The following is a 12,778-nucleotide window of genomic DNA, read 5'->3' on the forward strand; positions in this document are numbered from 1 at the left end:
CCCCGCGCTATTCGCACGGGGACCGGAAGGCCGCAGGTTGTCGCCGTGGAACGACGCTCTGTCAATGAAAGTGCTGTGAAATTGCACGCTGGCAGCCCTGGGATCACGCCATCAGGTCTTGAGGCGATACCCGGTGCGGAACAGATGCCAGCACCACAGGAACAGCGCCACCGTCAGCACCGCCGTGGTCACCACGCCGATCAGGATCGAGCCGTCGGCATGGCCGATGAAGCCGTAGCGGAAGCCGTCGATCAGATAGAAGAACGGGTTGTAGTGGCTGGCCGTCCGGAACGGCTCGGGCAGCTTGTCGACCAGATAGAAGGTTCCCGACAGAAAGGTCATCGGCATGATCAGGAAGTTGGTCACGGCCGACAGCTGGTCGAACTTCTCGGCCCACAGGCCCGCCAGGATTCCGGCCAGACCCAGGATCAGCGAGGCGCCGATCCCGAAATAGAAGATCGGCCAGATGTGGGCCACGCCCAGGCCCGCGCCCGGCAGCAGGCCGATGACAATGGCCGTCACCGCCCCGACCACCACGCCACGCGTCGCCGCGCCCAGGGCGAAGGCCGAGACCTGCTCCAGAGGCGACAGCGGCGGGGTCAGGAAATCGGGCGTCAGACCCATCATCTTGGCCTGGATCAGCGACGAGGATGAATTGGCGAAGGCGTTGTTGAGGATGGCCATCATGATCAGGCCGGGAGCCACGAAATGTCCGAAGCTCACCCCGTCCACCGCCTGGCGCGCGGGGCCGACGGCGACCACGAAGACCAGCATGTAGAGCAAGGTGGTGACCACCGGCGCGGCCACGGTCTGGGTGCCCACCTTCCAGAAGCGGCGGATCTCGCGCTGATAGAGGGTGAAGAACCCGCTCCAGTTCCAGCCGTGATAATCGCGCGGCTGCGGCGGAACGACGCTGTCTGCCATGTCTCTCATGAACCCGAGTCCCAAAATTCCCTTACGCATGTGCGCTTTGGGCTCCCAAGGCGCAAGTCGCACCCTTTCCGAATCAATATCTAGTTTCTGTGGACAGACCACTTGGCGCCCATTGTGTGGTTTAACGTTTTCTTTACGATATATGGTAGGACGACCGCCGGCGGGGTGGTCAAAACACCAGATATAGGGCTCAAGGCTTGGGGAAGCCTCGGACCCTATCAATGGCGGGAGACGGGCATGAGCTGGACCGACGATCGGGTCACGACCTTGAAGAAACTCTGGCTGGACGGGCTTTCGGCCAGTCAGATCGCCAAGCAACTGGGCGGCGTTACGCGCAACGCCGTCATCGGCAAGGTCCACCGCCTCGGCCTGTCGGGTCGTGCGGCCCCCTCGCAACCGGCGCGTCCGGCCTTCAAGGCTCCGCGTCCCGCCCGGCCCGCCGCGCAGACCATGCCGTCAGCGCCGCGCCGGGTGGTCACGCCCGAGCACACGCCGACGCAAGCCATCGTGTCGTCCGGCGTCGCCCCCCCGACCCTGCCCGTCTATCGCGACGAGCAGCCCGGCTCGGCCACCGTGCTGACCCTGGGCGCCCACATGTGCAAGTGGCCAATCGGCGACCCGTCGTCGGACGGCTTCACCTTCTGCGGCCGTCGCTCGTCGGAAGGCCCCTACTGCGGCGAACACGCCCGGGTGGCCTACCAGCCGCAACAATCCAAGAAGAAGGCCGGCCCCACCGAGCTGGCCCGCTCGCTGCGCCGCTACATCTAGTCCATAAGAACAAGTCTCTCATGCGGCCCTCCCCGTTCGTCGGGGAGGGCCTTATGCTGTGCGCATGACCGACGTCGCCGCTCCTGATTCCAATGCGCCCGCCTATTCCGTTTCGGAACTGGCCTTTGCGCTGAAGCGCACGCTGGAAACCAGCTATGCCCATGTGCGGCTGCGCGGCGAGCTGTCGAAGGTCACCCATCACGGCAACGGCCATGTCTATCTGACCATCAAGGACGACAAGTCCGCGATCGACGGCGTGGTCTGGAAAGGCTCGGTGCGGGGCCTGGGCGTGCGGCCCGAGCACGGCCTGGAAGTCATCGTCACCGGCAAGATCACCACCTATCCGGCCGGATCCCGCTACCAGATCGTCATCGAGAGCATGGAGGCCGCTGGGGTCGGCGCGCTGCTGGCCCAGCTGGAGCGCCTGAAGGCCAAGCTGCACGGCGAGGGCCTGTTCGAGGCAAGCCGCAAACGCCCCCTGCCCTCGATGCCCGCCGTGGTCGGCGTGATCACCAGCCCGACCGGCGCGGTGATCCGCGACATCCTGCATCGTATCCGCGACCGCTGGCCGTGCCACGTGCTGGTCTGGCCGGTGGTGGTGCAGGGCGATCAGGCCGCCGCCCAGGTGGCCGGGGCCATTCGCGGCTTCAACGCCATCACGCCGGGCGGACGGGTCCCCCGCCCCGACATCATCATCGTCGCCCGGGGCGGCGGCTCGGTCGAAGACCTCTGGGCCTTCAACGACGAGGCCCTGGCCCGCACCGTGGCGGCCAGCGACATTCCCCTGATCTCGGCGGTCGGCCACGAGACCGACACCACCCTCATCGACTTCGTCTCTGACCGCCGCGCGCCCACCCCCACGGCCGCCGCCGAGATCGCCACGCCGGTGCTGGGCGAGCTGCGGGCACTGGTCTCGGACTATGACCGCCGCCTCAACCGCAGCGGCGCGCGACTGATCGAGGATCGTCGCACGCGCCTGGTCGGCGCCGCGCGCGGCCTGCCCCGCCCCGCCGACCTGCTGGCCCTGGCCCAGCAGCGCTTCGACATCGCCGCAGGCCGCCTCGACGCGGCCCTGGGCCGCAACACCGCTGTCCATGCCCAGGCCCTGCTGCGGATCACTGCCCGTTTGTCGCCGCAGGCGCTGGGCCGTCAGCGTCAGGTCAAGGCCGACCGCCTGAGCGACCTGTCGCGCCGCATGGATCTGGCCGCCCGTCGCGCCCCGGAACGCATCGCCCAGAATGCCCGCCTGCCCGCCCTGTGGAGCCGCCTCAACGACGCCGGCAAGCGCCGCCTGCAGCGCGACGCCGACCGGCTGTCCAATCTGGAAAAGCTGCGCCAGTCGCTTAATCCCGAACGGCCGCTGGAGCTGGGTTTCGCCTTGGTGCGCAAGGCCGACGGCGCCCTGGCGCGCTCGGCCAGCGACCTTTTGGCCGGCGAGCGGGTCAATCTGAAGTTCAAGACCGGCGACCGCGACGCGGTGATCGACGGCGACGGCGTAGTGCATGCTGCGCCGCCGCCGGCCCTGAAACCGGCGCGTCCAAAACCGACTACACCAAAACCTGATCAGGGCGATCTGTTCTGAGGCCCCTCTCTCGCGTAGAACACCCTCATGAACGCTTATGATCGCGACCTTGGAAAATCCGACGGCCTGGCCGTGCTGCACTATGGCGACGGCGAATTCGCTGTCATGACGCCAGGCCGTTTCGTGCTGTGCGCCGTCACCGGCGCCAAGGTCCCGCTGGACGCCCTGCGCTACTGGAGCCCCGAGCTGCAGGAAGCCTATGCCAGTCCCGCCGAGGCGCTGAAGCGCTGGCAAGAGAAGATCGCCTGAACCGTCGCGCGCTTCTGGCCGGCCTCGCCGTCAGCGGAGTGGCTCATACGGCCCGGGCCTCGGCGCCCGGACTGACTCTATCGGGCAAGTTCGTGCAGGGTGGTTATGCCATCGGCCGCACCGCGCCCCTTGCCACCCTCGATATTGATGGCGAGATCGTCGGCCTGGCCTCGGCAGCGGGCTGGTTCGTGGTCGGCTTTGACCGCGACGCCCCGCCGGTCGTGACCATCACCGTCACCACCGCCGACGGTTCGGCCAGCCACGAGGCGGTCATCGCCCCGGGCGTCTTCAACATCCAGAGCATCGACGGCCTGCCCGCCGATCAGGTCGCCCCCGTCGACCCCATCCTGCTGGCCCGCATCGCCGCCGAAGGCGAGCGCAAGGCCGTGGGCTTCAACAGCGTCGCGGACCTCGACGCCTTCAGGTCCGGCTTCATCCTGCCTGTAAAGGGCGCGAGACGCTCGGCGCGTTTCGGAGGCCAACGTATACTCAATGGCGAGCCCCGGCGTCCCCATTTTGGGGTTGACCTGGCGGCGCCGGTGGGAACGGCCGTGCGCGCGCCAGCCGGCGGACAGGTCGTTTTCGCCGAGACCGGACTGCATTTCGAAGGCGGCCTGATCCTGATCGATCATGGCCAGGGCCTGATCACCGCCTATCTACACCTGTCAAAAGTCATTGTTATGGCTGGAGATTTTGTCGAACAGGGACAGATGATCGGCGCCGTCGGCAAGGAAGGGCGCGCCACGGGCCCGCACCTGTGCTGGCGCATGAAATGGCGGGGCCGCAACCTCGATCCATCCCTGATGGTCGGCGCCAACGCCTCTCGCTCGTAGCGCGAAAATAAACCATCCATTAGCCCTGATCTCACTATCCAGAAGCAGGTCCATGTGGTTACTCGCGCCTCGAGTTCCCGGTCTGACAAGGAGACGGCCACCGCATGTCGGCGGAGTATGCCAATCTGCGTTTTCTGCTGGTGGACGATAACCACCACATGCGGGCGATTGTCGGCGCTATCCTGCATGGCGTGGGCGTAAGGCACATTCGCGAAGCCACGGATGGCGCGGAAGCCCTGCAGGCCCTGCGTGAGGGCCTGGTCGATATCGCCATCGTCGATTTCAAGATGTCGCCGCTGGATGGCGTGCAGTTCACCCAGCTGGTCCGCAACTCGCCAGACAGCGTCGACCCGTTCCTGCCCATTATCATGCTGACGGGCTTTGCCGAGCGCCACCGGGTGTTCGAAGCGCGCGACGCCGGGGTGACCGAGATCGTGGTCAAGCCGGTGACGGCGCGCTCGCTCCTGGACCGCATCAACATCGTGATCTACCGGCCCAGGCCGTTCATCCGCTCGGGCGACTATTTCGGCCCCTGCCGCCGCCGCCGCGAAGAGCCCAACTATGCGGGCCCCTTCCGTCGGCAAGGCGAACGTCAGGACGCGCTGGAAATCTAGTCCTGGCGGACTTCGGCTTCCCCGGCGGCCAGCGCGGCATAGACCTCGTTTGGCCAGCGCCGATGAACCCAGAACCATTCCGCCGGGCGCTCGCGGATACGCTCTTCCATAAAGCTGTTGATCAGACGCACGCCGGCCTCGATGTCGGCGGTGCGGTCGCCCGTCGAGGGCACGACGATGGGATCGTGGACCACCGCCCGAAACCGCGCGCCCCTGATGCGCTGAACCGACATCGGCTGGAGCACCGTGCCAAAGCGGATCGCCAGCCGGGTCGGCCCCGGCGCGGTGCGCGCGTCGTGCCCGAAGAACGGGGCGGCCACGCCATTGTTGAACTTCTGATCGTTCATCAAGGCGACCGAACGACCTTCCTTCATCCCTTCCAGCAACTCCCGGGCGCCGTCGCCGCCCTTGGGCGCGAACAGGCGCACGCCATAGCGAAAGCGGCTGTCCTTGATGCGCTTGTCCACATAGGGATTGTTGGCCGCGCGATAGGTCATCTCGCAGGTCACGCCGGAATCGACGATGGCGGCCGGCATCACCTCCCAGTTCGACAGGTGGCCTGACACGAACACGACCGGGATCTTCTTCTCTGCGATCTCGGCCAGACGCTCCTTGTTGACAACCTCGACCCGCCCGGTGGACGGCAGGATCTTGTCCATCAGCGGGAATTCGGCGAACGACCGGCCCAGCCCGTCCCATTGCGCGACCAGGGTCTGCGCGCGCCAGGCCTCGTCCTTTTCCGGGAACGCCAGCTTCAGATTGCGCTCGGCGACCTTGTGCGCCCCGCTGAGCGGGCCAAAGGTGCGGCCGATCCAGCCGCCGAAATTCGACGCCGCGTCAACGCCCATAAGGCGAAACAGGGCGATGAAGAGGTCAAAGCCCAGCGCCTCAGCGCGCCAGAGCAGATCCTGGGCCCAAGGCCGACGCTTATCCGACATGCGTTCTTAGTAGGCTGGCTTGCACGCTGCGCGCAACGTCACTTCGCCCGGCACGCGACTTGCGGCTGTTGAAGCGGACCGTTCCGTTTCGGGACGCTCGATTGATAGCAGGGGGGCTTGGCTTTCCATGGGTAACGACATCGACGTTCATCTTGGTAAGCGACTGCGCCGACGCCGACGCCTTCTGGGTCTGACCCAGCAGCAACTGGCCGGCACGGTGGGTGTGCGATTCCAACAGATCCAAAAGTACGAGTGTGGCGCCAACCGCATCTCGGCCGCTCGCCTCTGGCAGCTGTCCGAGGCGCTGGAAGTGCCGGTGGGCTATTTCTATGACGGCCTCTCCGACCAGGTTCGCCGAGAAGCCGCTGGCGAAGCCGAGGGCGGCGAAATGTTCGCCCGCAAGGAGACGCTGGACCTGATCCGCGCCTACTACCTGCTGGGCGAGCGTCCGCGTCGTCGCCTGCTGGATCTGGCCAAGTCGTTGAACGGCGGCGAACACGCCGACGCGTAGTTCCGGTAGCGTACGTGCGGCGGGGGCGTTAAACCCCGCCCATGACGCTTTCCGCTAGCCAGTTCATGGCGCTCGACGCCTTCATCATCGACCTCAACCGGGCTTCTGCCGGGGTGATCCTGCCGCTGTTCCGGGCGGATCATGGGCTCGAGGACAAGGGCGCCGGCAAGAACCTGCCGCGTGAAAGCCACGCCGCCTTCGATCCGGTTACGGAAGCCGATCGCGGGGCCGAAGCCGCCATCCGCGCCCTGATCTCGGAGCGTTTTCCCGAGCATGGCGTGATTGGTGAGGAATATGGCGAGGACCGGCCCGACGCCGAGTTCGTCTGGGTGCTCGACCCCATCGACGGCACGCGCGCCTTCATCGCCGGCCTACCCCTGTGGACCACCCTGATCGGCTTGCGCCACCAGGGCCGCCCCGTGCTGGGCTCCATCGGCCAACCCTATCTGGACGAGATTTTCATCGGCCACGCCGGCGGCTCGCGCCTGATCTCGCGCGGCCAGAGCACGGCGATCAAGGTCCGCGAGTGCGCGGACCTGACCGACGCCGTCATCTCGACCACCGATCCCGACGCCTGTTTCGACGGCGCCGAACGCGCGGCCTGGCTGCAGGTGCGCGCCGCCGCCAAGCTGGCCCGCCTGGGCTGCGACGCCTATGCCTACGCCATGGTCGCCATGGGCAAGATGGACATGGTCATCGAGGCCGGCCTGAAATCCTGGGACATCGAAGCCGCCATCCCGGTGATCGAAGGCGCCGGCGGCATGGTCACCGACTGGCGTGGCGAACCGATCGGACAGCATGGCGGCCAGATGGTGATCTCGGGCGACCGGCGGCCGCTGGACGAGGCGCTGGTGTCGCTCAGGCGGTCGGCGAAGTAGCGTCCGTGGAGAGACGCTCAAGAAGCATGATCATGGCCTGACCCAGGTCGTCTGGCGCTTGAACGGTTGCTGCTTCGGCATAATAGCGCCCCACGTCGAAGCCGATGCCGACAGCAGCAAGCCGAATATCGCCCGACGCTTCGACGTCCGCTATGACCTGCCTAAGATGCACGTCGAGGATATCCGGTTCGTTGGCTGCGAGGGTCGAGTCATCCACCGGCGCTCCATCCGAAACGATCAATAGAAGTCTTCGCGAAGCGGGTCGCGCTCTGAGTCTGGAAGTCGCCCAAATCAGAGCCTCTCCGTCTACGTTCTCCTTGGGCAAATCCGGACGCAACATCGACTTCAGAGAATAGGTCATCGTCGAAGTCGCCTTGTCTTCGAACGAGCAGTAGATGACATGGAGGAGATCGCAGAGACGCCCGGGTCGCTTCGGACTTCCGGTTCTTTTCCAGCGTTGGCGCGATTTTCCTCCGCGCCAAGTGGTCGTCGTGAACCCGAGGATTTCAACCTCGAAGCCCAGATGGCCCAAGAAATCCTTGCTCACATCAGTTGCAGCGGCGGCGAGCAACATGCTCTGCCCCCGCATAGATCCGGATTGGTCAACAAGGATCGTGACGATGGTGCTAGTTCGAAGCTCTTCTGACACGGTCTGGCGGATTCGACCGGCGGACTCCAACGCGAACAGATGCAGTTGAGTGCGCCACGCCTGTAGGCGCCCTGAAAATGCCGCCCATGCTTCTTCGTTAGCCGCCGCGTCCACAGCGGAAAGCGGCCCTAGCACGCTGTCCAAGTCGGCTGACTTCACGGTCTTGTCGAAGTCCCGCGTGAACACGCGGTAGCCTGCTTGGGTTGGCCGCCTCTTTGAGAGAAGACGCTGTAGGAAACCCAACATCCGCCTAGCTCGCGGCCTCGCTAACGGGAACCACCGCATCCACCGTCTCGTCGAACGCCGCCCAGAACTGCGCCCGGAGCGCGTCGACCTCGATCAGAACCTCGTGGAAGGCGCCCTCGATTTCCAGATAGCGCCCCTGTGGAATGCGCCGAGCGATCGATCTGAGGTCGGCGTTCAGCACGCGGGTGTCCTCGCCCGCCGCGACGATAGTCACAGGGATCGAGATCGCCTCGACGCTCGGCGAGCGGCGCAGCCAGGCGCAGGCGGAAAAGGCGAAGTCCACCCAGCCCCAGGTCGCGCCACCCAGGGCGATGTCGCGGTTGGCCAGGAGTTGGGACCGATAGCGCGCGTATCGCGCCTCGTCATGGGTCAGGGCGTCGGTGGCGAAGGTGTCGGCGAACGGGTCGCTGATTTCCCCGGGGGTGTAGTCGCCGGCGAACCCGGCGCGGGCCATGATCCAGGCCAGAGCCCGCGAGGCGCGGGGCGGCCGGCGGCCGGTATCGAGACCCAGCATAGGGGCCGACAGCACACAGGCCGAAAAGCGGGCCTCGCCCCGGGCCAGGGCCAGGGTCGTCAGGCAGCCCCCCATCGAGTGTCCCACGGCGATCCACGGCTTGGGCAGGCGGTCTTCGAAGGTGTCGAGCAGCGCCGTATAGTCGCTCAGAAACGGCTTGAAGCCCTTGGCGTGGCCCTTGAGCCGGTCGGGCAAGGCGCGGACTGACAGCCCCTGCCCTCGCCAATCGTGGACCAGCACCGCGAAGCCGCGGGCCTGCAAGTCCTGCACGACCTCGTAATATTTCTCGATCGGTTCGCTGCGGCCGGGACTGACAATCACCGAGCCGCGCGGCCCTTCAGTCGAGGATTGGCCTGGCGGTGAAAAGAAAGCGGCGCGGAGGGTCGCCCCATCCGCGCCGACAAACCATTCAGCTGTTCCATGATCCGGAACCAGCGCTTCGGGAATCGATACCAGAGGCGCCTGTTCCGTCATGGGATTAGCGCATCTTTGCGAACAGCGAAGCCATGCTCGACTGCAGCGCCATGGCAACGCCCATGTCCGACAGCTTCAGCTTGCCGGTCATCACCGCCATGGTGGGATCCAGCGAGCCGGCGCCGATGGCCAGCAGATCGTCCATGCTCAGAGTCATGGTCAGGTCGGCGGGCTTGTCTTCGTTGGTGACCGAACCACCGTCGATGTGAACGACGCCGGCGTCCTTCAGGTCGAACTTGAGGCTCTTGCCCAGTCCGCTGTCGTCGCCCACGGCGCCTTTGATACGGTCGGTAATTTCTTGCAGCGTGGCCATGAGCGCGATCTCCCTGTGTGTTCGCGTGTTGAGTGGGCGGAAGCTAGACCGAGCGACGACGGCAAGTAAACACCGTTCAGACCCGGTCTGGCTTATTTCTTCCGGTCGTAGAACCCGACCTTAGTCGGGCTTTTTGTCAACTTTACCCTTACGGCGCCCTTGAAATCTTCCGGACGAAAGTACGGGGTTTCCTTGATCAGGGGCAGCGGCTGGGTGCGGCCATCGGCGAAGACGGCGACACCGCCGGCGGCCTTGACGAAGGAGATCCCGGTCATCTTGGGCAGCAGCATGCCCATCGGGCCCGCGGCCCTGCTGATCACCGTGTTGGCCTCGGTCACTGTGGCCGTCAGGTCGCGCGTGTCGTAGTCGGTCGCCGGATTCAGCTGCGTGGCGAAGTTTAGGGTTGTGCCGACCTTGGCGTCCTCAGGCAGGTCGAGCGCGAGTTTGGCCCCACCCTCAAGCTGCACCAGGGTGGGCAGGCGTTCGAAAGCCCCGGAGGCGTTGACCGGCAACGGCGTGCGTGCGCCGTTCGCCTCGATCAGAGTCGCCTTCAGATTGGCCAGCGGCTTGTCGTTGAGGCTCAGCGTATAACCAAGTCGCACCCGGGCGCGCTCGCCTGCCGGCACCTTCAGAAACTTCTCGAGATAGGGGAAGGCCTTGGCCGCCGGCCCGATCTTTTCGGCCAGGGCGGGCGTAGCGATCGCGGCCAGCAGGGCCGCCGCGAGGAGGCGCGCCTTCAAGGCGCTCATTTTGGCTTCACAAACTTCAGGGTCATGCGGTCACTCTCGCCGATCGCATCATACTTGGCGTGGCCAAAGCCCGGCTCGGCCGGCTCGCCGCGAGGGGCCGAAAGGCGGGTCGGGGGCAGTGTCCAGACGCCGAAGGGGTGATCCTTGGTGTCCTTGGGATTGGCGTTGATTTCGCTGGAGCCCGCCGGGATGAAACCGGCCTCCTGGGCCATCTGAACGACATAGGCTTCCTGCACATAGCCATCGGCCGCCAACACGTCCTGGATGCGGCCGGCCTCGCCGCGATGCTCCTCGACGCCGAGGATCCCACCGGGCTTAAGCGCCGCCAGGGCATCCCTGAACGCCTTCTCGGCGATACCCGCCGCCATCCAGTTGTGGATATTGCGGAGGAACAGCACCAGATCGGCCGAGCCGGCCGGGGCGACCGGTCCGCTGGTTGGGCCAAACGCCGTGACCTCCACGTCGCCATAGAGCCTGGACTTCTCCGAGAGCTTGCGCCGATAGGCCTCGACCACCTCGGCGGCGGCAGGGTCGCTGGCGTCGGCCTGCAGGGTCGGGGCGTAGAGCTTGCCCTTGGTCGAAGCCAGGAACGGGGCCAGGATTTCGGTGTACCACCCTGCCCCCGGCCAGAATTCGACGACCGTCTGTCCCGGCTTCAGCTCCCAGAACTTCAGGCTCTCGACAGGGTGGCGCCACATGTCGCGAGCGCGGTCGGCCGACGAGCGCCAGTCGCCGCCGACCGCAGTCTCGATAGTCTGGCTTGCGGCCTTGGCGGGAGCCTTGGGCGCATCGTCAGCCGTCTTGCGTCCGCAGCCGACAAGGCCTGTCGCCACCCCACCGACGATCAGGCCTCGCCTGGACCAGGAAATATCCGGAAGCATCATCACCCCTTACGAACGCCGCCAGACTATTTCGCGACCTTGGCCAAAAGGCGCCGGATCACGAAGGCTTGCGGAAGCGCAGGGTCATCCGGTCGCTCTCGCCGATCGCGTCGTATTTGGCGCGGTCGAAGGTAGGGTCGGCGGGCTGACCGCCGGGCGCGGTGCGCTTGACCGGCGGCAGGGTCCAGACGCCGAAGGGGTGGTCCTTGGTGTCCTTGGGATTGGCGTTGATCTCGGACTTGGCGTCCAGCTTGAAGCCCGCCTTCTCGGCCAGGGCGACCACGGTGGCCGTCGACAGATAGCCATCGGCGCCAGCGCTGGTCTCTGACTTCGGATCGGCCCGGTGCTCCTCGACCGCAAGGATCCCACCCGGCTTGAGCACGGCGAAGAAGTCGGCGAACACCTTGTCGGCGACGCCAGGTTGCACCGTCCAGTTGTGGACATTGCGCGCTGTCAGGACGAGGTCGGCCGAGCCGGCCGCGCCCAGAGGAGCCGATACGGCGCCAAAATTGGCGTAGCCAACCTTGCCGTAGCGGGCTTCATCGGCAAAGCGCGCCTCGAAGGCCTCCCGACCCTTGCGGGCGCCGTCCGAGAGCTTGGGGTTGGCCAGGTCGGCGACACCCGCGATGTAGCTTCCGCCCGTGGCCTTGGCATAAGGGGCCAGGATCTCGGTCCAATAGCCGTTGCCTGGAGAGACCTCGATCACGGTCTGCTTGGGCTTCACGCCCCAGAACGACAGGCTCTCATAGGGGTGGCGGGCGCCGTCGCGCGCCACATCAGCGGCGGAACGGTGTGGGGCGGCAACGGCGGCCTTGAGCGCCGCATCTGCGGCGAAGGCTGCGGGAGCGGCGGCCAGGCAAAGCGTGGCGGCCAGCATCAGGACATGGCGACGGTGGGTCATGTTCGGGTCTCTTCCGCGTCAGGAGCGGCGACCTTAGCCGGGGTCGGGCGCGGATCAAGCCTTTACCGACCAAGGTTCCATTCAACCTCTTGAAGTCGAAAACCGGCTCCCCACCTGTCTATCCGAAGGCGCTGGTTTCCCGGGCCTTCCGGACCACAGGTGACGCCGATTTCGGGTCGCCAACGGGACGAACAGACACTGCAACCTTGCTTGATGAGAAGGATGTCACCATGCGCACCATCGACCTTTCCCCCCTGTATCGCTCGGTCGTCGGCTTCGACCGACTGGCCTCGCTGCTCGACGCCGCCGCGTCGAACGAAGCGGCCTCGGGCTATCCCCCCTACAATATCGAGCGCACCGACGAGAACGCGTATCGCATCGAGATCGCCGTCGCCGGCTTCAAGTCGGACGAACTGTCGATCGAGGTGAAGGAGAACCTTCTCACCGTCACTGGGCGAAAGACCGCCAATGACGACGTCAAGCGCTACCTGCATCGCGGCCTGGCCGAGCGCAATTTCGAGCGCCGTTTCCAGCTGGCCGACTATGTGATCGTGCATGACGCGGCCCTGGCCGACGGTCTGCTGTCGATCGCCCTGAAGCGCGAACTGCCTGAGGCCCTCAAGCCCCGCACCATCGAGATCAAGTCGGACGCCGCGCCGCTGATCGAAGGCAAGACGGTCAAAAGCGAAAAGGCCGCCTGACCGGCAGCCCTGAACATCATCTTCTGAGATCCCTCCCCTCGACT

General features: G+C 65.8%; 16 protein-coding genes. 8 read left to right on the forward strand and 8 right to left on the reverse strand.

All coding sequences use genetic code 11. From position 1 onward, the window contains the following. Positions 1 to 111: 111 nt before the first annotated feature. A complete protein-coding gene (locus tag ACW17Z_RS03710) occupies positions 112 to 933 on the reverse strand; it encodes an ABC transporter permease (protein WP_419317427.1) in 822 nt (273 codons plus the stop codon). Positions 934 to 1,170: 237 nt separating this feature from the next. On the opposite strand from ACW17Z_RS03710, the gene gcrA reads away from it, so the two are divergent. The 5 genes from gcrA (at position 1,171) to ACW17Z_RS03735 (ending at position 4,979) form a co-directional block, all read left to right on the forward strand. Continuing rightward, on the forward strand, positions 1,171 to 1,701 hold the full coding sequence (gene gcrA, locus ACW17Z_RS03715) for a cell cycle sigma 70 cofactor GcrA (RefSeq protein WP_419317428.1): 531 nt from the start codon (positions 1,171 to 1,173) through the stop codon (positions 1,699 to 1,701). Positions 1,702 to 1,765: 64 nt separating this feature from the next. Beyond that, the gene (gene xseA / locus ACW17Z_RS03720) at positions 1,766 to 3,283 is read left to right on the forward strand and encodes an exodeoxyribonuclease VII large subunit (protein ID WP_492057591.1); all 1,518 of its coding nucleotides are present in this window, start codon (positions 1,766 to 1,768) and stop codon (positions 3,281 to 3,283) included. 27 nt (positions 3,284 to 3,310) lie between these two features. After that, complete coding sequence (locus ACW17Z_RS03725) at positions 3,311 to 3,532, forward strand: DUF2093 domain-containing protein (RefSeq protein WP_492057592.1); 222 nt, start codon at positions 3,311 to 3,313, stop codon at positions 3,530 to 3,532. A 38-nt stretch (positions 3,533 to 3,570) separates the two neighbouring features. Continuing rightward, positions 3,571 to 4,365, forward strand: coding sequence for a M23 family metallopeptidase (locus tag ACW17Z_RS03730; protein WP_492057593.1), 795 nt, complete (start codon positions 3,571 to 3,573; stop codon positions 4,363 to 4,365). A 104-nt stretch (positions 4,366 to 4,469) separates the two neighbouring features. After that, positions 4,470 to 4,979, forward strand: coding sequence for a response regulator (locus tag ACW17Z_RS03735; RefSeq protein ID WP_419317433.1), 510 nt, complete (start codon positions 4,470 to 4,472; stop codon positions 4,977 to 4,979). Here the strand turns inward: ACW17Z_RS03735 and ACW17Z_RS03740 are convergent. Further along, positions 4,976 to 5,917, reverse strand: coding sequence for a lysophospholipid acyltransferase family protein (locus ACW17Z_RS03740; protein ID WP_492057595.1), 942 nt, complete (start codon positions 5,915 to 5,917; stop codon positions 4,976 to 4,978). The two genes, ACW17Z_RS03735 and ACW17Z_RS03740, sit on opposite strands and share 4 nt — an antisense overlap. A gap of 127 nt (positions 5,918 to 6,044) precedes the next feature. Here ACW17Z_RS03740 and ACW17Z_RS03745 point away from each other — a divergent pair, with 127 nt between their 5' ends. Together ACW17Z_RS03745 and hisN are read left to right on the forward strand one after the other, a co-directional pair. Beyond that, complete coding sequence (locus tag ACW17Z_RS03745) at positions 6,045 to 6,428, forward strand: helix-turn-helix domain-containing protein (RefSeq protein WP_419255001.1); 384 nt, start codon at positions 6,045 to 6,047, stop codon at positions 6,426 to 6,428. 41 nt (positions 6,429 to 6,469) lie between these two features. Next, positions 6,470 to 7,306, forward strand: coding sequence for a histidinol-phosphatase (gene hisN / locus ACW17Z_RS03750; protein ID WP_492057596.1), 837 nt, complete (start codon positions 6,470 to 6,472; stop codon positions 7,304 to 7,306). Here the strand turns inward: hisN and ACW17Z_RS03755 are convergent. The 6 genes from ACW17Z_RS03755 to ACW17Z_RS03780 all read right to left on the reverse strand — a co-directional run bounded on the left by ACW17Z_RS03755 (position 7,287) and on the right by ACW17Z_RS03780 (position 12,033). Then, on the reverse strand, positions 7,287 to 8,141 hold the full coding sequence (locus ACW17Z_RS03755; RefSeq protein ID WP_492057597.1) for a cobaltochelatase CobT-related protein: 855 nt from the start codon (positions 8,139 to 8,141) through the stop codon (positions 7,287 to 7,289). The genes hisN and ACW17Z_RS03755 overlap by 20 nt on opposite strands. Before the next feature lie 64 nt (positions 8,142 to 8,205). Continuing rightward, positions 8,206 to 9,189, reverse strand: coding sequence for an alpha/beta fold hydrolase (locus tag ACW17Z_RS03760; RefSeq protein WP_492057598.1), 984 nt, complete (start codon positions 9,187 to 9,189; stop codon positions 8,206 to 8,208). A gap of 4 nt (positions 9,190 to 9,193) precedes the next feature. Continuing rightward, complete coding sequence (locus tag ACW17Z_RS03765; protein WP_419317439.1) at positions 9,194 to 9,502, reverse strand: SCP2 sterol-binding domain-containing protein; 309 nt, start codon at positions 9,500 to 9,502, stop codon at positions 9,194 to 9,196. Positions 9,503 to 9,594: 92 nt separating this feature from the next. Then, the gene (locus ACW17Z_RS03770; RefSeq protein ID WP_492057599.1) at positions 9,595 to 10,251 is read right to left on the reverse strand and encodes a hypothetical protein; all 657 of its coding nucleotides are present in this window, start codon (positions 10,249 to 10,251) and stop codon (positions 9,595 to 9,597) included. Next, on the reverse strand, positions 10,248 to 11,135 hold the full coding sequence (locus ACW17Z_RS03775; RefSeq protein ID WP_419317442.1) for a class I SAM-dependent methyltransferase: 888 nt from the start codon (positions 11,133 to 11,135) through the stop codon (positions 10,248 to 10,250). Before ACW17Z_RS03775 ends, ACW17Z_RS03770 begins: the two co-directional genes overlap by 4 nt. 55 nt (positions 11,136 to 11,190) lie before the next feature. After that, positions 11,191 to 12,033, reverse strand: coding sequence for a class I SAM-dependent methyltransferase (locus ACW17Z_RS03780; RefSeq protein WP_419317443.1), 843 nt, complete (start codon positions 12,031 to 12,033; stop codon positions 11,191 to 11,193). 230 nt (positions 12,034 to 12,263) lie between these two features. On the opposite strand from ACW17Z_RS03780, the gene ACW17Z_RS03785 reads away from it, so the two are divergent. After that, positions 12,264 to 12,734, forward strand: a complete 471-nt coding sequence (locus ACW17Z_RS03785) for an Hsp20 family protein (RefSeq protein WP_492057600.1) — start codon at positions 12,264 to 12,266, stop codon at positions 12,732 to 12,734. Positions 12,735 to 12,778: the final 44 nt, after the last annotated feature.

Source organism: Caulobacter sp. GSs2 (assembly GCF_058680895.1).